Raw genomic sequence first — 22,755 nt, 5'->3', positions numbered from 1 at the left:
GGAACAATTGTATTATTTATTTGGTATGTTAAACCGATTCAAGCACTTATTTTTCCGTTGAGAAAGTTTGATTTTAGCCTTGTATCACAACTGAACTGAATGTTCCACGTGAAACATAACGCCGAAACATATGAAAAGTTATTTAAATCTATTCTGATAATTCTAGCCACCGCATTGTATAATCATCGTGCTTGACTTTTAACTTTTCAATTTCATCCGAAATTTCTTGAATCTTAACATAATCGGAAGCAGCTACCGCTGATAAACTTTTTGTCAATTCAGCTATTTTAGTTTCTGTATCTGAAATCCCTTTTTCGCATTCATCAAGTTCCGTTTGTTCTTTAAAACTTAATTTTTTTGCATTTTTTATCGGAGCTTCAGCAGCTATAGGCGTGGAAGTTTTTTTGGCTTCTGTTTTAACTTTTGGCTGTTCTAAACTTAAACGGTATTCAGAATAATTTCCATTATATATTTTTACTATTCCTTCACCTTCCATAATAAATAGCTGATCACTCATTTTATCAAGTAAGTATCTATCGTGAGAAACCAGCATTAAAATGCCAGGGAAGTTTTCCAAAAATTCTTCCAGTACATTTAATGTGTCAATATCCAGATCGTTAGTTGGCTCATCCAAAATTAAAAAGTTAGGATTTTGCATCAAAACCTTCATCAAGTTCAAACGCTTCTTTTCACCACCACTTAATTTTTCAACCATGCCATGTTGTTTCTTAGGCGGAAAAAGAAAAAGTGTCAATAGGGCAGAAGCAGTAATTACAGAACCATCAGCCATCTTAATATACTCAGCGTCTGATTTCACAACATCAATTACCCGTTCTTTAGGATCGAAAGTTAAACCTCCTTGTTTGTAATAACCAAAAACTGTCGTTTCACCAGTATCAACTGTCCCTGCATCCGGTGCTAGTTGACTAGTAATGATATTTAATAAAGTAGATTTGCCAGTACCATTTTTACCTGCCAAACCAATTCTATCTCCTTTTTTGAAAGTGTAACTAAAATCATTAATAATTGGACGACCATCGAAAGATTTTGCTATATGATCGATCTCGATAATTTTACCACCCTGACGAGACATTTTCATTTGGAGGTTAATAGACTGATTATCAGACTTTTTCTTTGTTTTTTCCTCTAAATCATAAAAAGCATTAATCCTGGCGTTAGATTTCGTTGCACGAGCCTGTGGCATGCGTCTCATCCACTCTAATTCTTTCTTTAACAGCTGCTGATTCTTATGTTGAACAGTGGCATCGAGCGCTTCTCTTTCTGATTTCTTTTCCAGATAGTAAGCATAATTTCCATTATAATTAAAAATCTTTCCTCGATCTAATTCAACTATAGTATTACAAACATTATCTAAAAAGTATCTATCGTGTGTAACCAGGAGGATGGTTTTTTGTCCTGTTGTTAGTAGCTTTTCTAACCATTCAATCGTATCAATATCCAAATGATTGGTGGGCTCATCCAATACCAAAATTTCCGGGTCTTCTATTAAAAGTTTAGCCAAAGCTAAGCGCTTCTTTTGTCCGCCAGAAAGGGTAGCTATTTTTTGTTGAAGATGAGTAATCCCCATCCTATTCAATATGGTTTTTATTTCATGTTCATATTCCCAGGCATTGTGTTCGCTCAGTTCTTCATACAAACGATTAAGCGTTTTCTCATCGGGATTCGGATCCTCAATTAATTCCTCATACTCCTTAATCAGTTGTTGCTGTTTATTTTCTAAAGAAAAGATATGGTCGCTTATAGAGAAACCTTCAGTGAACTGGGGTTCCTGATCCAAAAAGCCGATTTTAACTGCTTTATTTTTAACAATCTTACCTTCGAGCGGAGGGAACCTTTCTGCCAATAATTTTAAAAGTGTACTCTTACCAGCGCCATTAATTCCAACCAACGCTACCCGCTGACCAGAGTTAATACCTAAGGTTAAATTTTTAAATAGCCATTCATCATGGTAACCATGACCTAAGCCTTCTGCCGCAATTAGTGTGCTCAATTTTTTTGTATTTCGGTTTTATAAAGGAAAATTAGTGCAAAAGTAAGGATAAAATATTTGGTAGGTTGTATAGATGTTTTAAAGCGGCTAAGTATCCTCAAAAATGGCAAAATATTGATATGTAATGAGCTGGAAAATTGCAAACTGAGAAATAAAAGATCCTGAATGACTTGCTTCATCATTTTAAAAAACAAAAACAGCGACTGGAATCGCTCCGCCGCTGCTTCAATCATTAACTAAAACTAAACTTTATCTTTTGAAAGGATTAATCCCTTATCTTATATTTCTATTAAAGAGCCTGAGCTTTTATTTTAATTATAAGACCGAGTAATGGTTGTATTGTTGCAGCTGAATAGCCACAAATATACCAGCATGGGTAATTTATCGACCAACACTGTTAACCGTCAGACGAACGGAATAAAAATTACTTGAAAATGGTTGCTGTCAAAAAAAGGGCGAGCGTCTTCGCGGTTATTCCTGAGCGAACAGTAGATGTTTATTTTTATTCTAAATTTTCGGTAAATTGTAATAACCAAGAGCTATATCATTATGAACCGACAATCGAAATTTATAAAGCCCGAAGAGCTTTTACGAGTTTATTTTACAATCATAATTAATGAAAGTAATAGCCTTAGAATATTATATTTTGTCAAAAATGGCTCGCAAGTATTTGCCACAATGGATAACGTTCAAGGAAGAAGGGCACATCCAGTAAATTTAAAAAATAATACGCTAATTTTTGACGCCGATGGAGACGGGAATAAAGTATATAGGTTTGTGCTTAGTAAATCAGTTGTTGGCCAGATTATTAAGCTGAAATCATTCGAATATAAAAACCTAAGCCTTGATACGGCATACCTTCAACATGCTCAAGTTGATAAAATTTACACGGCTATAAAGTTTGAAGATAAAGTATATCAAATGATGGATATGGTAGATCTACCTCAACCAACAAAATATTTGGTATTTAATGGCACTAAATGGTCGTGGACCATATTTCCGTATTTAATAGAAGATGCAAGTTCAAGCTATTACAAGGTTACATCAAGAGCCTGGAAAGGTAAATCATTTGGCGTGGATTGTATAGGAGTTAGCATCAATAAATATGAAGGAAACTCTGCCAAAATCCTGGTACAAAAAAGTGATTCTCCATTGGTATTTTTATTTACAGAAAATTGAAATCTACTCTGAAGCTTAAATATTCATTTTCTTTTTGCGTCATTAGAGTTTTTGCTGCTTTACCCTTGTCTTTGTAACCCAGTAAGTGCAAGGTTCCATGGATCATGATGCGGCAAACTTCATCAAATTCTGTTGTTTTGAAAGTTTTTGCATTTTCTTTTACACGTTCAATGCTGATGAAAATATCACTGACAATCAACTTTTCCTCATCAGAGTTGTCGAAAGTAATAATATCAGTGTAAGTATCATGATTTAAATACTGTTGATTAATACCCAGTAAATATTCATCGCTACAGAAAATGAAATTGAGTTCTTGTAATCTAAAGCCCTCCCTTTCAATAGTTGCTTTAATCCATTTCTTAACCTTAAGTTTTTGAGGAAGATTGTAAGTAACCGATTCTGTAAAAAATGAAATTGCAGGCATGTGGATATGTTTAAAGCCGCAAATTTAAGAAATAAAAGTTAGGGGACAGTAGAAGTTATGCATGTGGCCGTCATACTGAATTCATTTCAGTTATTAGTTGGATATCCATGCTGAAATGATTCAACATTAAGAATAGATTTATCCTACCTTACCATATTCAAAGATTTTAAATATTCGGCGATTTTATTTTTATAATAGTAATTCAAGCCAGGAGGCAATTTCTGCAACATATCGTTTCCATTTTGTTGTTGCTTTTTAAAGTCATCAACCATTTTTTGGTAAGATGGTGGAAATTCCTTGGCAGCTTTACTCTCTCGTTTTGAATCTTCTTCCTGGTCGCGTTCTGCTTTTTCTGCCTCTAAAAGCTTAGTTAATAACTCTTTCTGTCTATTTAAGGTTTCTTGCTGTAAACGCTTATTCACCAAGTCGCTTTCTGTTTGCTTCATCTCCTTAATGGCCTCATTAAGATTGCCCATTTTACCCGAACCATTTTTATTTTCTTCACGGTTGATTTTTTCCAAAGCCTGGCGAATCATATGCTGCTGCTGTGCCATTTTTCCAAACTCCTGACTCATTTCGCCTTTGCCCACCTTGCCTTGGTTGCCACCAGATTTTTGCATCTGCTCACGAGCCTTTTGCATACTTTTATTCAGCTGCTCCTGCATTTGCGAGAGCTGCTTAATACCTTGTTTCTGTTTTTTGCCACTTCCAGGCTTCGCGTTTTTTTGCATGTTCTGCAATTGATTCAAAGCCTCACTCAACATCAAACTCAAATTGTTAATTGATGTCATGGTATACTGCTGGTAACGATTGGCCTCTGGAGTTCTTCGCTCGCCAAGACTTTCCAAACTTTTATCGAGGTTGAAGTTAATCTTATTCATTTCTTCGTTCACCGTCGATTCAATTTGAGGAACACGTTTACTCAAAGCATATAAACTATCGGCAATCGTTTTAAGGTTATCTTTAATGCTGCGTTGCTTTTGAACGTTGCCAATATAGGATGGATCAGCTGAAGTCATTTTTTTTAACGTTAACATCACCTTTTCCTGCTCAAAAGAAGTATTCAGCAAGTTTTCAAGGAGCTTACGCAACTCTTTCGCATTCAGGTTGTTTTCCATTTCCTCACCTTGCTGCTGCATTTCGCTCATTTTTTTCGAAAGTTTTTCCATCTGCTCACCAGCTTTTTGTTGCTTATGACTAGCTCCTTTCGAATCTTTTTTATTAAGCGCATCCTTACTATCTTGTTGATCTTTTTCAATATCCTGCAGCTCTTTTTCTGGGTTTTCGAAGGGATTAGGTTTTTCTAACGACTGATTTTTGTCTTCCAGTTTCTTCAAATCATCCTTTAAATCTTTCATTTCCTTATTCAAGGCATCCTGCTTTTGTTTAAGCGATTCGTTATCCTGCTTTTTATCAGCCGTTTCTTTGCTAAGGGCCTTTTGATCTTTAGCCAATTCATTTAAACGATCGATGTCGTTTTGCAAGTTTTGCTCAAATTCTAGCTGCTTGTAAAGTTCTAAAATTCTGTCGAGTTCATTTTTGAGCGTTTTATTGTCCAATTGCATCTTTGAAAGTTCATTTTGCGTTTGGTCTTTATTTTTCTCATTCATCAGGTTTTGAAGCTTCTGCAAAAGTTCCTTTGTCTTTTCATCCAATACATGGTCAAACAAATCCTTAATTTGCTTTTGCTTCTCCAAAAGCTCTTCTGTTTGCAATTGGTCTTCCTGCTGCTGAATATTTTTATCGTTTTGCGCTTTAATTTGTTTTACCGCCTCATCCAGTTGTTTTTGTTTATCCAGCAAAGCCTCAATTTGCTTTTTATCTTCAAATGAGATCTGCTTTTTATCAATTAAGCTTTCGGCAACTTTTTTACTCTCTTTTTCGACGGTATTGGCTAAACGAATAGCCGATTGTACTTTTTGCTTTAGCGCCTGGCTGTTAGCGCTTACTTGCTCAGCTGTTTCTTTTTTTGTAGGCTGTTTAAATGTTTTAATCTCCGAACGCGTAATTTTTGAGCCATTAACGCCATCATTATCAGCGACTTCAAAATAATATTCTATTTCTTGGCCAGGCTTTGCCAAGGCTGCTTTTAAATCCCAGAAGAAGAAAAATCTATTTTCAGTTATGTTGGTTTTGATGGGGATATTTTTGCTGACCGTACTAATTACCTTATTATTTTCACGAATGTTATACTTAAAACTCAATCTGCTAAAGCCATAATCATCCGTAACCTGTCCACTGAAATAGATGGCTTTGTTGCTAATTGAATCGGGCTTCTCCTGAATTTGAATAGCTGGAGATTGATCTTTAATTACCGTAATTTGATGCGATAGAGAATCCGAAAGCGTTACAAAATCATTTTTTGGGCTAATGCTATATTTTGAATTATTGCGGATCGTGGCATTAAATGCTGATTTGTCATCATCCACCTTCAATACAATTTCTTTACCATTTAGCGTAAATAGCAGCGAATTGCTTTGGCCGGTTTTGAAACTCCAGGTCACACGCGTCCCTTCGGGTAGAAGGATATCGCCAACGTTAGCAATCACCTCAGGTTTTTTACCTAAGTAAGATGGATAATTTAAAGTTGCCGATGCATTCAATAACTCCGGACGAGGCTTAACGCTAACTGTAAATGTTGCGGAACTAAATCCGCCGCCTTTAAAAATCAGTTTTTTATCACTCTGAATGTTTTTAATGTTGTAATTAAACTTGCTGATGTTATCCTTCTCAAGTTTATAAGTGTTTTTTCCATCTTCAACATATACTTCGGCAGGCAATTCATCACCAGCCAATTTCAAATTTATCGTTACATCATCGCCCTGCGTAACAGCTAGATTTTTGTTTAAAACAGTGAAGCTAAACGGGGCTTTCGGAGCAATGTATTCATCATATTTGAAGAAACTATTGGTTCCCTCGCGAAGAATGGCAGGTGCAATCAGGGCAATCAATAGAATAATAGAAAGCGGAACGAACAGGTATTTCAAGTATTTCCTATTGTCATTTATCCGAACGGCGGTATAAAATGGTACGGGTTTCAACTCCAGAATTTTCTGATCGATGCTCGCCATAATTAACTGATTATTTTCTGGCAAATTTTCGGAAAGTTTATGCAGTTGTAGTGTATTCAAAAGCTTATCCTTAATATCAGAAAAGTGGTTTCCAATAATTACCGAAGCTTCATCGAAAGACAGATGTTTGCCTAATTTCAACATCGAGAGCAGAGGTATTATAATTAAAAAACCTATCAATAGTAAGCCCAGTAATAAGTAAGCGAAGAAAATAAAAGTTTTTAAGCCTGCTGTTGGGTTTAGATAATATAGACTTAAGAAAACAAGCAAATACAAGCCGAGTAATATTGCGGCGGCATAAATGGCACCACGTAAAATCTTGTTTAAATAAAATTTACGGATAAACTCATCTATCTTCCTCAACAAATCGTTGTAATTATTGCTTACCATATCAACGTAAATGTAAAAATTGTTCCCATCAATTAAAAGAAACCCTGTTAAGGTAACGCGTTTATTTCAAATTGTTTATTTGAAAGATAGAATAAAGGTTTGGAAAACAATGCTTAGTGTTTCATGGAGGTCTTCAGTCCCGCTTTTTGCTGCTCCCGATGAAAAATCGGGATTCGCGGCAATCGGGTTTATTTAACAAAGCGTATTGCTTTTGCCGTATCAAACCACCCCCAACCCCTCCTAATTTAGGAGGGGAATAGGGACTGCTGCAGCGAAATTATCGGGTTTATTAATGGCCTGAAGGTTAAACCCACTACCTAAAATAGCTGAATTAATAAAAAATAGCACAATCCAACTCCCCTCCTTATTTCAAGGAGGGGGAAGGGGTGGTTTTTCATTGCCGTGGCTTCAGCCAACGGCACAATTAATCTAAAAATATTTATCTTGGATAATTAATACAAAGGTTACATAGATTTTAAACTGGTATTCCAATAAAAATCTACTTTTGATTTTTTGTACAATCACCCCAAATATGAAACGAGCACTTATTTTAACAAGCATGGTATTTATTTTTACCACCTCATTCGCCCAAAAATTTAACTGGAATAAAAATCAGGTGATTGCACATCGCGGCGCATGGAAAAAAAATAAATTTCCTGAAAACTCCATCGCATCCCTGAATGAAGCGGTAAGGTTAGGTTGTTATGGTTCGGAATTCGATGTATGGATGACCGCCGATAAAGTGCTTGTTGTAAATCACGATGCTGAATTTCAAGGCTTAACCATCGAGAAGGTTAAATACGAAGAACTTTTAACCAAAACCATGAGCAATGGCGAGAAAATTCCAACTTTAGAAGCTTACCTAAAAGAAGGTAAGAAACAAAAAACAACCAAATTGATTTTAGAAATAAAACCATCGCTAGTTAGCAAAGAACGTGGTATTGAGCTTACAAATGCCTGTATCGATATGGTTAAAAAAGTAGGGGTTTTAGATTGGACAGAATATATTAGTTTCGACTATGATTATTGCAAACGCATTCTGGAGGTTCTTCCAAAAGCGAAAATAGCTTACCTGAGAGGAGAAATCAGTGCTGAACAAATGAAGGCAGACAAATTGACTGGTGTTGATTACCATTATAGCATCTATCAAAAAGATGGCTGGATAGAAAATGCACACAAATTAGGCTTAACAGTAAATGCCTGGACAGTGAACACTGCGCCAGAAATGCAATGGTTATTGGCGCACAATGTCGATTATATAACTACAAACGAGCCAGAATTGACTTTTGAAGAAATAAAAAAAGCACCTGTTGCATTAGGCTGGAAATTAAAATGGGCAGATGAATTTGATGACAAAGGCTTGCCGCTAAGCAAAAATTGGGGTTACGATGTTGGCGGAAAAGGATGGGGAAATAATGAGCTTCAATACTATACCGAGGCTGATACTGCCAATGCGAAAAATGTTAAAGGAAGTTTGAACATCACTGCAGTTAAAGCCGATAAAGAAACTAATAAATACACATCAGCCAGATTGGTAAGTAAAAATAAATTTAATTTCAAATATGGCAGGGTAGAAGTGCGGGCGATGTTGCCAAAAGGAAGGGGTTTGTGGCCGGCAATTTGGGCACTTCCTACCGATTGGAAATACGGCGGCTGGCCTAAAAGTGGTGAAATAGACATTATGGAGCATGTAGGTTATGAGCCTGATAGTGTTTATGGAACTGTACACACTGAGAAATTCAATCACGTACTTAAAACTCAGGTAGGCAAAGGCGTAAAGATAAATCCTTACAATGCTTATCATATTTACGCCGTAGAGTGGTTTAAAGACAGAATTGAATTTTTTGTAGATGATCAAAAATATTTAACCTTTAAAAATACAGGTAAAGGTCCTGCCGATTGGCCATTTGATCAAAACTTTCATGTGATTTTGAATTTAGCTGTTGGCGGAAATTGGGGAGGAAAAAACGGAGTTGATGATGCTATTTTTCCAGCAACGATGAAAGTGGATTATGTGAGGGTTTACCAGAAATAGGGTTTTCGGTAATAACTACACGAATTCCGTTCACAAGTTTTTTACATCAAGAATTAAGACACCTGCTAACAGACTCGCTACTTATTCATAACTTGTAGTATCTAAGCTATATTGTATAATTTATGGACTCACGTAGAGAATTCTTAAAAAAGGCGGCACTGTTCGCCGGGGCTACTGGTATGGCTAACACCTTGCCCAGCTCGGTATTAAAGGCTATGGCAATAAATGCCGAACCCGGTAGTACTTTTTACGATGCCGAGCACATCGTATTTTTAATGCAGGAAAACCGTTCCTTCGACCACATGTTTGGTAAGATGAAAGGGGTACGGGGCTTTAATGATCCGCATCCGCATATTCAGCCCGATGGTAACAAAGTCTGGCTGCAAAAGGACGGTCAAGGTTATACTTATGCGCCTTTTCACGTAGATATCAATAAAACGAAAATCACTTGGCAAGGCGGTTTACCTCACTCCTGGAACGATCAGGTTGCAGCCCGAAACGGAGGACGTTATGATAAGTGGTTTCCTGTTAAATCGGCGATGACATTATCTTACTACGATCGAAATGATGTCCCGTTTTATTATGCTTTGGCTGATGCATTTACTGTTTGCGACCAACATTTTTGTTCATCCTTAACAGGAACAACACCTAATAGATTATTCTTTTTTACAGGGACAATTAGGGGAGAGAAGAGCGCAAACCGCGTGGCAGTAGTAAATAATGACCAGGCGGAGTCGCAGAACAATGTTTTTGTAGACTGGCCAACCTTTCAGGAAACTTTAGAAGATAACGGTGTTGATTGGCGTATCTATCAAAATGAACTTTGGACTTCAAAACTTCCGGAGGGTGAGGTTGATGACTGGCTGGGCAACTATGGCGATAACCCTGTTGAATATGTAAAAAGACATAATGTTAAGCTTTCTGCTTATTTCAGAAAAAATGGCGATAAGACTGTTACACCGGCATTAAGTCCCGAAGAAGTTCAGGCTAAATATGATAAATTATCTCAACGGGAAAAAAACCTGATTGATAAGGCTTTCCAAACAAACATTAGCGAGAAAGATTATTTGGAATTAGCGCCATTCACATTCACTAACGATGAAGGAAAATCCGAAACGATAAATATTCCGAAAGGCGATATTTTTCATCAGTTTAGAAAAGATGTTGATAGCGGAAAACTTCCGGCAGTTTCGTGGTTGGTGGCGCCGCAGCGTTTTTCCGATCATACGAGTTCGCCGCTTTATGGAACCTGGTATGTAAGCGAAGCGCTGGATATTTTAACCAAAAACCCTGCAGTGTGGAAGAAAACCATTTTCGTTTTAACATATGATGAAAATGATGGTTATTTTGATCATCAACCCCCATTCGTTGTGCCGAATCCAGATGATAAATCAAGTGGAAAGGTATCTGAGGGGATAAACTATGCAACAGATTTTGAGGGAAGAAAAGGCAGTCCTATTGGCTTGGGTTACCGTGTGCCCATGGTTATTGCTTCACCCTGGAGCAAAGGCGGATTCGTAAATTCGCAGGTTTTTGATCATACCTCTTCTTTAATGTTCATGGAGAAGTGGTTAAGTAAAAAGACAGGAAAAAACATCAAAAGCAATAATATTAGCGATTGGAGGCGAAACATTTGTGGCGATTTAACGTCGGCTTTTCGGCCCTACAATGGAGAGGAAATTAAATCGCCAGAACCATTAAATCGCGAAACCGTAGTCGCAAATATTGGTAATGCAAAAAATAAACCGGCACAAGTTGGGCCAACTGCTTTAAACAGAAATGAGGTTGCTAAGATTAACAAGTTCGAAGCTTTTTCAAGCCAGACTTCAATACATGCGCCAAAGCAAGAACAGGGAACAAAACCTGCTTGCGCACTTCCTTATCAAATAAATGCAGATGCTTCTTTGGTAAACAGTGAGGTAGAGCTCACTTTCCAATCTGCAAAATCGCTTTTTGGAAATGAAACCGAAACTGTTGGTGTACCTTTTACAATGATTACTAGCGAAAGTTTCAAGGGCGTTAAAGGCAAAGTTTGGGCTTACGCTGTTAAAGCTGGCGATAAATTATCAGAAAAAATTAATATTGAAGACTTTGATAATGGTGTTTACGATTTCAGAATTACTGGTCCGAATGGTTTTTACAGACACTTTATAGGTAATAAACAAAACCCGCAGATAGTGGTAAAAACGATGGCTGAACAAAGTGGACTGGTGAGCAAAAAGTTAACCGGTAATTTGATTTTTTCTATCGAAAACAGAAGTTCAAGCGCCATAAGCATTCAAATTCTAGATAACAAATATAAATCTGCCACCAAAACTGTTTTGCTTAATCCAAAAGCCACAACAAATTTGCCATCTAACCTTTCAAAAACTGGTAATTGGTACGATTTCAGCATCATAAATACAGGCAATTCGACTTTTAAACATCGTTATGCAGGCAAGATAGAAACCGGGGAAATTACAATAAGTGATCCTTATATGGGTAATGCGTAAAAACAGCGCCCATTTAGAGTTAAGTGTTTTGGAAAGGAATTATATTTATTTTATTTAGATGTGCAGCAATCTGTTTCTCAAAAAGATGAAGTGTCTAAAGTTTCGTTCGGATTAAAAAAAAGCCCCGATTTTAATCGGGGCTTTGATATTTTATCAATATTTATCCTAAAACGTTATTGGCAGCTCTGCCTGGGTTTTATCCCAGCCGATAATTAGATTTGCGCCACCTTCCTTTGCAATAAAAGTTAACGAAAAGTATTCTATTGGTTTTGCTAATGCCTTAACAGGTACATTTGTCCGCACAACATCCTTGGTTTCATCATAAGAAAAAGCGCCCCATTTATCTGTTTGGCTGTTTACAATAATTGTCCAGCTGTCTTTATTTGGAATCGCAAACAAACTATACGTGCCAGCTTTTATTTTTTTACCTCCGATAGTTACTTTTTTGAAGAATTGAACTTCGGTATTTTCATTAGCCCCGAAGCGCCAAACCTTTCCGTACTGCTCTAAAACGCCAAAAATATCACGACCTTTTCGCTGCGGGCGAGAATAAACGATTTTGATTACCGGTTTAGTGGCATCCTTCGCTTTTGGAGCATTTAAAGGAAAGTAAACTATATCTGCCGGACTCGGATCTGCCGCCGGAAACTTAACCTCATTTGAGGAAGTTTCTTGAGCTTTTACTCCGAAGCACAAAAGAGCGAAAACAACAATGAATATTCTTTTCATTTGCTGTATGAGTTAGTTATGTTAAAAAAGGAATGTTAAACTAATTCGGGATGGATTAGTATTTTCTGCCTTTTACTATAGCATTTAAAAATAAGCCTGCAGTTAACAAACCCAAAACGCCACCTAATAATGCGAAAATATAGTTCTGCGTAATTACAGCTCCAGTTAAAATCCCGAAGAATAAACCTAAAGCATAATATAACCAGTTGAAATTATTGCTGCTGTTTTCTTGTACACTCATGTTTTTTGTTATTTGGAGGCAAAGTTAATATTTATTTTAAAATTTGGTTCTTCAATGATTATCAATATTCATAATTAATTATCAATTCTACTTAACTGGTAGCCATCTTTTTTCAAATAGCGGATTAAGTCGGGCAGGCGGTCGTAAAACTTCTCCTTCCTTTTAGCATCAGTGCCGATGTGTAACAACAAATAAGATCCGTTTAATCCATTGGCTTTTTGTTCATTGAAGTTGGTAATGGATTTATAGATCTCGTCTGTTGTACGATAACTTGAGCCCATTTCAGGAAAGGTATAATCTGCATTGGATCGGGTTCCTGGAGTAAAGTTGATAAGCTGCAAGCCTTTTAAACGGGTCCAGCTGGTTATTTTTTCGTTGTACCATTCGTATGGAGGAAGAAAGTACGATGCATCCCGCTTCTTAATTCCAAAACTGGCCATGGCTGCATAATTTGCATCCAGATCTTCATCAAATTGTTTTTGGGTAACAAGTAGGCTGTCGCGATTTTTCCAATCGCAATAAAGCAGATGTTTATCTGAATGCGCTCCCAGGTAATGCCCGGCCGACTTTAATCTTTTTATCAGTGATTTAAACCTTGGGTTTCTATAAAAATTTCCGGTCAGAAAGAAAGATGCTTTTACATTTTCATCTTTTAGTGTTTGGAGTATTTTCTCTCCGCCATCAGCAAATTCATCACCTGTAAAAACGAGCGAAACCTTTTTCAAAGTCGAATCTCCACGAATATTTGCACCTAAGCTGTAGGTTTTTTTGCTGGCTGTTTTCGCCTGAGTTTCTTTTGCCGCCAGCAAGTAAATTAACGAAGCCGTACCATCCATGGTGGGTTCATTGGTGCTGTAATCACCATAATCATCGTGGTAAACAGCCAGATCACTTTGAAATTCGGCGTATTCATCAGCCTCTGATAATTTGATGCCAATTAAACTATTGTAGATGTTGGTGTAAACCGGGCCATCAACTAAACCTCCGTCGATAGGATAATTTTTTAAATGGGTAAACGCCGAATGTGGGTCGGCAGGGGTATCACCCCAGTTGGGCAAACCATAAACCATGCTTGTTCCCCATGGATTACAACCAAAAATCCAATCGAAGTTAGCTTGCTCCAGTGCGTTAAACTGATTATCTCCTGTTAGTTCTTCATACCATTTACATTGCATGGCAAAGGCCACGGTTAAATTGTTGCTACACCAGATAAAAGGGACGCCCCGATAAAAGGCATTTGTTTTTGCCCGAGCCCAAACTTGCTCGATTCCTTCCTTATAATAGCTTTCAATTTTCTTTCTTTCCGCTCCGGTGAGTTGTTTCGCAAGTTCATAATGACCGAGGTTGATGAAGGGATAATATTGATAATGTGCTGCGGTATCTTTAGCTAACCAAGGTGTTACTTTTTCCTGGTCTGCGTAAGCTAAGGCCGACTTAGATGCTTTTGAATCTGTCTTTGCGAAGCCAACTGAAGCCATAGCCAGTTCCATATCATCAACCCAATTGTCTTCCGCATAAATATAGGGCGATTTAACAGATGCAGTTTGTGTAACGCCCGGTTTTTGCAATGCGAAACTCAGTGCAGAGTTTCCCTTTCTGTCAAGCAGAACCGAATATTTCTGATCGGTACTCTTGAATAACTTTGCGCCTAAATTAAAAGCACTGGCAAACTTTGCTGCGGTAGAACTTGTTCCCGTTGTGGCATTCAAAAATTTGCCACGTTGCTGCGGTTCACCGTTGATGAAATATAACGGTCGTTCGAAGCCCTTGCCATATTGGCTATCTTCTTTCGGAATTCTCATCGAAATATGGTCACGATCATCAGCCAACTGGTTAAACATCACTTTTTTCTTTGGATGCATTTTCAACAGCCAATCCAATCCCCATTTTGCCTCGTCCAAAACATCGGCCTTTCCATTTTTTCCATCCAAACCGTTTGCCTGTTTTTCATCGGTAAAAACAGCAGGAAAATCCCGATAGGCCATGAGTAAATGATATGTAGCATTGGCAGAAGTGGTGGAATATTGGAGGTAATCACTCGCATCATGCCAGCCGCCAGAAGCATCGAAATGGGTACTATCATTTATTCCAGCTTTAGCGCCGTATAACGAAAAACCATCATGGGTATGGCAACTATCTTTTAAATAGGGGTTAAAACCACTCCTTTGCTGGCGCATGTAACGAAGACAAAAATCGGCCGCACCCTTATAAACATCATCATTAATAATAACCAGCGGCGATAAAATGCCATCGGCCTTGATGTAAAACCGCCCTGATTTATTGAAGCCAGAAAAATTAATTCGTGCCGTTTGTTTGAAAGGACCATAGGCGCCAAATGGTTTAACGTTGAGCGAGGTGTAAACAACCTTTTTAGTTTTTTCATCTATCAACTCAAACAAGGCAGGAGTTTGATCGGATTTACTAGCCCAAACCGCCACCTTTGATCCGTTTACCGGATAGCCGAGCAGGTTAATCCTGATCCAGCTTTGCTCCGGATTTTTATCCCGAAAGGAGAATAATGAAAGAATACATAAGAGCACTAACATTAATAGAGAAGCCTTTTTCATCATAGCAAAATTTTTCTAGCCTTAAAATTAGGCTTTTATCAAGATAATGTAAAAGAAGTAGTATTTCATTTGGAAGTTAATCAAACGATTGATTAATTTTGTGCTATCAAAAGATGAAGACAGAAAAAGTAGATAAAAAACAAGCCATTCTGGATGCAGCCGAAAAACTGTTTTGCGAAACAGGATATGAGGGCACGTCAACCAGGCAGATTTCAAAGGAATCTGGAGCCAACATGGCAATGATCAATTATTATTTCGGGTCGAAAGAAGGAGTTTTTATAGAAATAATGAATAATCGCATTGAGGGTTTCGCCTCTCAATTAAAGATTATTAATGAAGATAAAATATCGTCCTTAGAAAAATTGCACAAAGTGATTGAAGGTTATGCAAACAGAATATTTTCGAACATAGCATTTCACAAAATGATGCATAGAGAGCTTTCCCTTACCCAACGGCCAGATATGTATGATAAGATTAAAAATGCGATGAGTAGAAACATGTCGCTCCTTGATAGGATTATTATAGATGGAATTGAGGATGGAAGTTTCGGCAATGTTGATGTAAGGATGATTATTGCAACTATTATGGGAACCTTGACAAACGTTGTTATTGCACCACATAAAATTTCTAACGATAAAGCCATCGACTTATCTAACCCGAAAGAGAACAAAATTATTAAAGAGCGAGTAGTCGCCCATTTGCAAAACCTTGTAACAGTTTATTTAACATCAAAAAAATGATACCCAAATCGATTAGATTAATGCTTGCGGCATCATTAATTCCTGCAGCCTTATTTGCTCAAAGCTCAAAGGAGTTAACCATCAATCAAGCTATTGAACTTGGCATTGCCAATAGTAAAAACCTAAAACTTTCCCAAAACAAAATAGACCAGGCGGTAGCGCAATTGGAAGTGGTAAAAGACAATGTTCTTCCTACGGCCAATGCCAGCTTTATGTATAACCATGCCGAAATACCAACGCATACTTTTAGTTTAGGCGAAGGTACGACTGCCTTTAATTTACCACGCAGAGCCGATGCGTTTGTAGGTACTGCAGCCGTACAGGAGCTGGTTTATGGAGGCGGAAAGTTAAAATACGCAAAAGAATCGACCAAGTTATTAGCCGATGTTGCCCGTTTGGATGCGGATAAAAGCAAAGAGGAGATCACTTATGCGGTAATTAACACTTACTATAACCTGTACAAAATTGAGCAAAGCAAAAAAGTGGTTCAGCAAAATTTAGAATCAATTGCTGCACAAATTAAACAGGCGCAACGGTTCTTTGAGCAGGGCATTGTGACTAAAAACGATGTATTGCGATTCCAGTTGCAACAGGCCAATGTAACGCTTACGCAAATGGACATAGAAAGCAATCGCAAGGTAATTAACTATAATCTCGATATTTTGTTAGGCTTGCCTGAAGATACCGAAGTTAAAATTGTAGATCCGTCAGCAGGTTTGAAAACAGCAAGTTCGCTGGCCGATTACATTAATCTGGCTATGGCAAATCGCCAGGAGTTGAAACAGCTTGATGTTCAGAATAAAGTTGCTGATTATAACATCAAAACCATTAAAGCCAATACTTTACCAACCGTTGGTGTAGGTGCTAATTTGTATTACATCAATCCAAGCGGAAGTTTTATCCCTCCGGTAAATCAATATTTGTTACCAGTAACTGTGGGCGCAACCGTTTCGTGGAATATTGGTAGCCTATGGACAAACAGAAATAAAGTGAGCGAAGCTAAAATTCAGCAGAGCGAAATTTCGATCCAGAAAGATATTTTATCGGACAATGTAAAAACAGACATTAATAAAAACTTTCAAAACTATCAGGTAGCAATGAACAAGATCCAGGTGTTGGAAACTTCTATTGCTCAGGCTACTGAAAATGACAAATTATTGGCCTCGAAATATAAAAATAATGTGGCTTCAGTTACGGATAGAATTGATGCTGAAACTTTATTATATCAGGCAAAAATAAATTTAGAAATAGCAAAAGCCGACGCTGGTTTGGCTTACTATACTTTACTAAAATCAACAGGAAAAATAACGCAATAAATACAGCAATGACAACTGAGAAGAAAAAAAAGAATTTAGTAGTACCTATTATTTTAGGTGTTTTACTAGTTATAGGTATCATATTTGGTATCAAAGAATGGACTTATTTTAGCAAACACGTAGATACCGACGATGCCCAAATAGACGGAGATATCAGTCCTGTTGTTGCCCGCGTTGGCGGTTATGTAAAGGATATCAATTTTGAAGAAAATACTCATGTTACAGAAGGGCAAATTCTGGTTAAACTTGATGATGCCGATTACAAAGTTAAATTAGAACAGGCACAAGCGGGACAGAAAGGTGCTAATGCAGGGGTAGGTGTGGCCCAATCGCAAATTATTGCAACACAAGCAAATACAAGTACTGCAAAAGCAAATGTTGATGCAGCGAAAGTGAAATTGAACTTAGCAAACAAAGATTTTGCCCGTTATGCAAATTTGGTAAAAGATGGTTCCATTACGCAACAGGCATTTGATCAGGCTAAAGCGACTCAAGAATCTGCTCAGGCAGCTTATCGTGCTGCGGTAGATCAATATCAGGCTGCGGTTAAACAGGTTGGAACTACTCAATCTCAATTAGCGGTAAGCAGCAATGTAATTAGTCAGCGCCAAAGCGATATCGATTTTGCAAAACTACAGCTATCATATACGGATATCAAAGCGCCTGCAAGCGGTATTGTATCTAAAAAGAATGTTCAAAAAGGACAGCTTATTCAGCCAGGGCAGTCGTTATTTGCTGTAGTAAACGATGGAAGTATTTATGTAACGGCAAACTTTAAAGAAACGCAGTTGGAGAAAATCAAAACAGGATCAAAAGTTGAGATTGAGGTAGATGCTTATCCAGAAGAGAAAATTGAAGGAGAGGTCTATAATTTTTCACCAATTACTGGCGCAAAAGGTTCGTTATTGCCTCCTGATAATGCTACGGGTAACTTCGTAAAAGTTGTTCAGCGTATTCCGGTAAAAATTAAAATTCATCCATCAAAAGAAATGTTAGCTAAACTACGCCCTGGAATGAGCGTTAAAGCTTCGGTTTCTACTAATTAATATCAAAATGGCCGAAGTAGGTTTAAAAAAATGGATTATCACATTTACAGTGATCACCGCTTCTTTACTGGAGCTGATTGATACGACCATTGTGAATGTGGCCATCCCACAAATACAGGGAAACCTGGGCGCTACCCTGGAGGATATCGCCTGGCTATCTACTGGTTATGCTGTTGCGAATGTAATCATACTGCCCATGTCGGGTTGGTTGGGAAGTCGTTTCGGGCGTAAAAATTATTTCTTAACCTCCATTATTGTTTTTACCCTCGTTTCATTTTTGTGCGGTAATGCCACATCATTAAATGAACTAATTTTATTTAGGATTTTACAGGGTGTAGCCGGGGGAGGTTTAATTTCAACCGCACAAGCTATTTTGATAGAAACCTGGCCACGTGAAGATGTGGGTATTGCAACTGCATTGTTTGGTTTAGGAGCTGTTGTTGGCCCAACCGTTGGCCCAACCATTGGTGGTTATATTTTGGAAATTGCTGATTGGCCTTGGATCTTCTATGTAAATATTCCCGTCGGGATACTCGCCGCCTACTGTACCTACACATTTATTCGAGAGACGCCGAAAGATGGACAGGGTAAACCAGTCGATTGGTGGGGAATAGCCTTACTGGCCATAGCGGTAGGTAGTTTACAAACCGTATTGGAAAAAGGCGAAAGTGAAGATTGGTTTTCTACTCCCTACATTACAGCATTAGCAGTAGTATCAGTTTTTGGATTATTATTATTCATCTGGCGAGAAACTGCCACCGATCACCCGATTGTAAACCTTCGGATTATGAAAAAGCGAAGTTTCTCCATCGGGATGTTCACCTCCTTTATTTTAGGATTTGGATTATATGGTTCCGTTTTCGTGTTCCCGGTTTTCGCCCAAAACTTGCTAGGATTTACCCCATTACAAACTGGAAAGCTTTTTATTGCAGGCGGTATTTGTACCATTGCTATGATGCCTTTTATTGGTATTATGCTTAAAAAGGGCGTACCAGCACAATTTATGGCAACAGGAGGAATGTTTTTATTCTTCGTTTTCTGCTGGATGTTGAGCAATTCTACCCTGGCATCAGGAACAGGAGATTTTTTCTGGCCACTGGTAATCAGAGGATTCGGAATGGCCCTGTTATTCGTTCCATTAACCACTCTGGCGATGCAGGATTTATCTGGTGCTGAAATTGGTCAGGGATCTGGTTTGAATAACATGAGCAGGCAATTGGGAGGATCATTTGGTATTGCGGCGTTAACAACATTAATCCACATTCGTTCTGGTTTCCATAGAAGTAGTTTACTTGCCAACATTAACGAGTATAACCCTGCATTTATTCAAAAATTGAATGCCCTAACGAGTGGTTTTATGGCCAAAGGTTCATCCTTTATTGATGCTAAACTGATGGCAATGAAAGCAATTGAAGGAACTGTTATTAAACAGACGATGTTGCTCACTTATAATGATGCTTATTGGGTTGCAGGATTAATTATGTTGTTCTCAATCCCTCTCTTATATCTGCAGAAATTTAAGAAAAACGCAAATATTGTTACCGATGCACACTAAAATTGGCAAACAATTGGCGTAAAAAATGTCAGAAAACAAAAACAGCCGGTGTATTTTATTACATCGGCTGTTTTAACCCAAAAAATTAACAATCAATGCAATGCCCTTAAACATTGCAAATGTTCTTACATAGCTACATAGTAGCCAAATAAGATTCTAAAATTAAAAATTATTCTATAATTATCCAAATTGTAAGCCCTAGAATTTTAATACCTTATGCATTTTTTGTAGTATTACCGTATACAAAACTATTGTTTAAGCTATGCCAAAACTTCGTTTAACAACACAACGAGAATCAATTTTTAATAATGAGGTTATCTCAAAATTCGAACTCTTTAATAGTCTGTTTTTAACCCTTCCATTTTATAAAATAAAGGATACCGGAACATTATTGCCCCTGTTTTTTAAGAGTTGCGAAGAAGGGATAGCAAACGGCCAGAAGCCAGCTCAAATTATCGAAGAGTTTTTTGCCAAGTTTACGAGTTATACAGATAGGAAAGACATTATCGATTTGCTATTCCGCTTTATTCAATACATAGAGCGCCAGGTTGTGCTTTTTGATGCTGTTGAAGATGCTTCATTTACGAAGTTAAACACTACAGATGAGCAGAGTACGCTCGCTTTCATTTTAAAAAAGAATGCGGATAATAAGCCCATGTTGGCTAAAATCGAAAACTTAATTGATGAGTTATCTCTCCGTTTGGTTTTAACGGCTCACCCCACTCAATTTTATCCTGGTAATGTTCTGGCCATTATTACTGATTTAACCAAAGCTATTCGTGATAACGATATCACGGCAATGAATTCTTTGTTGCAACAACTCGGTAAAACACCATTTTTTAATAAAAAATCGCCAACTCCGGTTGATGAAGCTTTAAATCTTGCCTGGTTTTTAGAGAATACCTTTTACTTCGCTGCGGCTAACATTCAGGAGGAAATCGACCAGAATTTAGACGAATATAATCTTGAAACGAAGAAGATTTTAGAGCTAGGGTTCTGGCCAGGCGGCGATAGAGATGGCAATCCAAACATCCATGCTGATACTACGCTGGAGGTTTCCAAGATGTTGCGACAAATCCTGTTCCGTTGTTACTATCGTGATTTTAGAGTAATTAAACGCCGCATTACCTTTAGAGGTGTAGAAGAAAATATTTCGAAATTGCATGATGTGCTTTATCAGAATGCTTTTGATCAAAGCTGCGAACTACATGATATTTCGGATGAGTTACGTGAAAATCTAAATAAAATTAAGGATACGCTTTTGCAAGAGCACGAAGGTTTATTTGTTGATTTAGTTAACGATTTAATCCGCAAAATTGATTTATACGGCAATTATCTTGCTTCATTAGACATTCGTCAGGACAGTCGCGTTTTGAGGAGTGTTCATGCTTACTGCCGTCAAAATAAACCAATATCATCTCTATACCCTGAAGATTATGATCAATTGTCAGAGGCCGAAAAACTAAAACTGATCTCTTTTAAAGAAGCCAAGCCTGTTTACGCTAGTGAAGGAGATGCTTTGATTGAAGATACCATTCAAACCATCAAAGAAATTAAGGGGATCCAGAGACGTAACGGAGAAAAAGCTTGCCATCGATTTATCATTAGTAATTGCCAGCAAGCAAGCGATATTTTACAATTGATTGAGCTTTTCCTTTGGAATGGCTGGAGCAAAGATAACCTAACCATTGATTTTGTGCCACTCTTTGAAACCGTTAACGATTTGAAAGGTGCTGCGGTAATTATGGATACGTTATATAGCAACCCGTTTTACAAAGCGCATTTGGCTAGCCGTGGAAATAAGCAAGACATTATGCTGGGCTACTCAGACAGTACCAAAGATGGTGGTTATTTAATGGCCAATTGGTCAATTTTCAATGGTAAAACCTCCCTGTCTGAGGTTTCTAAAAAACATAATATTCAGCTGGCATTCTTCGATGGTCGTGGTGGTCCGCCTTCTCGTGGTGGAGGTAAAACACACCGTTTCTATGCTTCAATGGGGAAAGAAATTGCCAATAAAAACATTCAGTTAACCGTTCAAGGCCAAACCATCAGTTCGCAATATGGTTCAATTGAAAGTGCAGAATTTAATATCGAACAATTAATCAATGCGGGCATTTCGTCTGGGTTAAAAGAGAAACACAATGTTTTGTTAGATCCTGAAAATAAAGCCTTGCTCGATGAAATGGCCGATGATGGATACAAGGCCTTCGTCGATCTACGTGAGCATCCACTTTTTGTGAGTTATCTAGAAAAACTTTCTCCTTTGAAACTACTTTCTCAGGCAAATATTAGCAGCCGACCAGTTAAAAGAAACGGTGGCGGGGAAATGAAACTCGAAGATTTGAGAGCGATTAGTTTTGTTACCGCCTGGAGTATGCTGAAGCAAAATGTTCCCGGTTTTTACGGAATGGGAACGGCTATGAAGAACCAGGAGAAAGCGGGCAATTGGAGCAAAGTAGTTAAGGTTTATGAAGATTCTGACTATTTAAAAACCATCGTGGATAACTGCATGATGAGCATGAGCAAGTCAGACTTCGTGATTACGGCTCATTTGGCCAATGATAAAACTTTTGGCGCTTTTTGGACTCAGCTACATGATGAATTTGAATTAACTAAAGAGATGCTTTTAAAACTATCAGGGCAAGAAACTTTAATGGCAAACTACCCGGTAGATAAAAAATCAATCGCTACCCGCGAGAAGATCATTTTACCACTAGTTTTAATTCAACATTTTGCTTTAGAGAAACTGCAGCATGATCAAAATGAAAAGGATCAAACAGCTTTGGAAAAATTAGCGGTTAGAACGGTTTTCGGTATTGTAAATGCAGGCAGGAATTTGGCTTAAGGGATTTTGTAAACCTCGTAGATTTTGAAGCAAATTTGCTTAACATATAAGGCATTTAAGGAAATATAAGTTTTAGTTAGCAAGGTCTGTGTCTTTCACAGACCTTTTTTT

At 37.7% G+C, this 22,755-nt stretch carries 14 protein-coding genes; 8 read left to right on the top strand and 6 right to left on the bottom strand.

The window, feature by feature from the left end; genetic code table 11:
• Positions 1 to 148: 148 nt before the first annotated feature.
• A complete protein-coding gene (locus ACZZZK_RS13290) occupies positions 149 to 2,011 on the bottom strand; it encodes an ABC-F family ATP-binding cassette domain-containing protein (protein ID WP_463484552.1) in 1,863 nt (620 codons plus the stop codon).
• A gap of 678 nt (positions 2,012 to 2,689) precedes the next feature.
• Between ACZZZK_RS13290 and ACZZZK_RS13285 the strand changes: the two genes are divergently transcribed.
• Positions 2,690 to 3,190, top strand: a complete 501-nt coding sequence (locus ACZZZK_RS13285) for a hypothetical protein (RefSeq protein ID WP_463484551.1) — start codon at positions 2,690 to 2,692, stop codon at positions 3,188 to 3,190.
• Here ACZZZK_RS13285 and ybeY read toward each other — a convergent pair.
• Both ybeY and ACZZZK_RS13275 read right to left on the bottom strand, forming a co-directional pair.
• The gene (ybeY, locus tag ACZZZK_RS13280) at positions 3,177 to 3,614 is read right to left on the bottom strand and encodes an rRNA maturation RNase YbeY (protein WP_463484550.1); all 438 of its coding nucleotides are present in this window, start codon (positions 3,612 to 3,614) and stop codon (positions 3,177 to 3,179) included. The genes ACZZZK_RS13285 and ybeY overlap by 14 nt on opposite strands.
• Positions 3,615 to 3,757: 143 nt before the next feature.
• Entirely contained in the window at positions 3,758 to 7,075 is a 3,318-nt protein-coding gene (locus ACZZZK_RS13275; RefSeq protein ID WP_463484549.1) for a DUF4175 family protein, read from the bottom strand.
• A gap of 532 nt (positions 7,076 to 7,607) precedes the next feature.
• Here ACZZZK_RS13275 and ACZZZK_RS13270 point away from each other — a divergent pair.
• Both ACZZZK_RS13270 and ACZZZK_RS13265 read left to right on the top strand, forming a co-directional pair.
• Positions 7,608 to 9,110 (top strand): glycerophosphodiester phosphodiesterase family protein, encoded by a 1,503-nt coding sequence (locus ACZZZK_RS13270; protein WP_463484548.1) that lies wholly within the window; start codon positions 7,608 to 7,610, stop codon positions 9,108 to 9,110.
• A 122-nt stretch (positions 9,111 to 9,232) separates the two neighbouring features.
• Positions 9,233 to 11,602 (top strand): phosphocholine-specific phospholipase C, encoded by a 2,370-nt coding sequence (locus tag ACZZZK_RS13265; protein WP_463484547.1) that lies wholly within the window; start codon positions 9,233 to 9,235, stop codon positions 11,600 to 11,602.
• A 165-nt stretch (positions 11,603 to 11,767) separates the two neighbouring features.
• Here ACZZZK_RS13265 and ACZZZK_RS13260 read toward each other — a convergent pair whose 3' ends face one another.
• The 3 genes from ACZZZK_RS13260 to ACZZZK_RS13250 form a co-directional block, all read right to left on the bottom strand.
• Positions 11,768 to 12,331: a DUF2911 domain-containing protein gene (locus tag ACZZZK_RS13260; protein ID WP_463484546.1), complete on the bottom strand. Its 564-nt coding sequence runs from the start codon at positions 12,329 to 12,331 to the stop codon at positions 11,768 to 11,770.
• A gap of 55 nt (positions 12,332 to 12,386) precedes the next feature.
• On the bottom strand, positions 12,387 to 12,572 hold the full coding sequence (locus tag ACZZZK_RS13255) for a hypothetical protein (RefSeq protein WP_056850620.1): 186 nt from the start codon (positions 12,570 to 12,572) through the stop codon (positions 12,387 to 12,389).
• A gap of 74 nt (positions 12,573 to 12,646) precedes the next feature.
• Positions 12,647 to 15,118 carry a glycoside hydrolase family 9 protein gene (locus ACZZZK_RS13250; RefSeq protein WP_463484545.1) on the bottom strand — a complete coding sequence of 824 codons (2,472 nt, stop codon included), beginning with the start codon at positions 15,116 to 15,118 and terminating at the stop codon, positions 12,647 to 12,649.
• A 134-nt stretch (positions 15,119 to 15,252) separates the two neighbouring features.
• Here ACZZZK_RS13250 and ACZZZK_RS13245 point away from each other — a divergent pair, with 134 nt between their 5' ends.
• From ACZZZK_RS13245 to ACZZZK_RS13225, 5 genes are all read left to right on the top strand, one after another.
• Positions 15,253 to 15,879: a TetR/AcrR family transcriptional regulator gene (locus tag ACZZZK_RS13245; protein WP_265797212.1), complete on the top strand. Its 627-nt coding sequence runs from the start codon at positions 15,253 to 15,255 to the stop codon at positions 15,877 to 15,879.
• Positions 15,876 to 17,195, top strand: coding sequence for a TolC family protein (locus ACZZZK_RS13240; RefSeq protein ID WP_056850623.1), 1,320 nt, complete (start codon positions 15,876 to 15,878; stop codon positions 17,193 to 17,195). The genes ACZZZK_RS13245 and ACZZZK_RS13240 overlap by 4 nt, the downstream gene beginning before the upstream one ends.
• An 8-nt stretch (positions 17,196 to 17,203) precedes the next feature.
• On the top strand, positions 17,204 to 18,241 hold the full coding sequence (locus tag ACZZZK_RS13235) for an HlyD family secretion protein (protein WP_056850624.1): 1,038 nt from the start codon (positions 17,204 to 17,206) through the stop codon (positions 18,239 to 18,241).
• A 7-nt stretch (positions 18,242 to 18,248) separates the two neighbouring features.
• Complete coding sequence (locus tag ACZZZK_RS13230; protein ID WP_463484544.1) at positions 18,249 to 19,796, top strand: DHA2 family efflux MFS transporter permease subunit; 1,548 nt, start codon at positions 18,249 to 18,251, stop codon at positions 19,794 to 19,796.
• A gap of 262 nt (positions 19,797 to 20,058) precedes the next feature.
• A complete protein-coding gene (locus tag ACZZZK_RS13225) occupies positions 20,059 to 22,644 on the top strand; it encodes a phosphoenolpyruvate carboxylase (RefSeq protein WP_463484543.1) in 2,586 nt (861 codons plus the stop codon).
• The last annotated feature ends 111 nt before the right edge of the window (positions 22,645 to 22,755 follow it).

The sequence above is a fragment of the Pedobacter sp. AC163 genome (assembly GCF_979258665.1).
This window is presented reverse-complemented; position numbering and strand designations above follow the sequence as displayed.

Coding starts and splice junctions, on each gene's coding strand:
- ACZZZK_RS13285 (WP_463484551.1), top strand. CDS start 2,690: ATGGATAACGTTCAAGGAAGAAGGGCACATCCAGTAAATTTAAAAAAT.
- ybeY (WP_463484550.1), bottom strand. CDS start 3,614: ATGCCTGCAATTTCATTTTTTACAGAATCGGTTACTTACAATCTTCCT.
- ACZZZK_RS13275 (WP_463484549.1), bottom strand. CDS start 7,075: ATGGTAAGCAATAATTACAACGATTTGTTGAGGAAGATAGATGAGTTT.
- ACZZZK_RS13270 (WP_463484548.1), top strand. CDS start 7,608: ATGAAACGAGCACTTATTTTAACAAGCATGGTATTTATTTTTACCACC.
- ACZZZK_RS13265 (WP_463484547.1), top strand. CDS start 9,233: ATGGACTCACGTAGAGAATTCTTAAAAAAGGCGGCACTGTTCGCCGGG.
- ACZZZK_RS13260 (WP_463484546.1), bottom strand. CDS start 12,331: ATGAAAAGAATATTCATTGTTGTTTTCGCTCTTTTGTGCTTCGGAGTA.
- ACZZZK_RS13255 (WP_056850620.1), bottom strand. CDS start 12,572: ATGAGTGTACAAGAAAACAGCAGCAATAATTTCAACTGGTTATATTAT.
- ACZZZK_RS13250 (WP_463484545.1), bottom strand. CDS start 15,118: ATGTTAGTGCTCTTATGTATTCTTTCATTATTCTCCTTTCGGGATAAA.
- ACZZZK_RS13245 (WP_265797212.1), top strand. CDS start 15,253: ATGAAGACAGAAAAAGTAGATAAAAAACAAGCCATTCTGGATGCAGCC.
- ACZZZK_RS13240 (WP_056850623.1), top strand. CDS start 15,876: ATGATACCCAAATCGATTAGATTAATGCTTGCGGCATCATTAATTCCT.
- ACZZZK_RS13235 (WP_056850624.1), top strand. CDS start 17,204: ATGACAACTGAGAAGAAAAAAAAGAATTTAGTAGTACCTATTATTTTA.
- ACZZZK_RS13230 (WP_463484544.1), top strand. CDS start 18,249: ATGGCCGAAGTAGGTTTAAAAAAATGGATTATCACATTTACAGTGATC.
- ACZZZK_RS13225 (WP_463484543.1), top strand. CDS start 20,059: ATGCCAAAACTTCGTTTAACAACACAACGAGAATCAATTTTTAATAAT.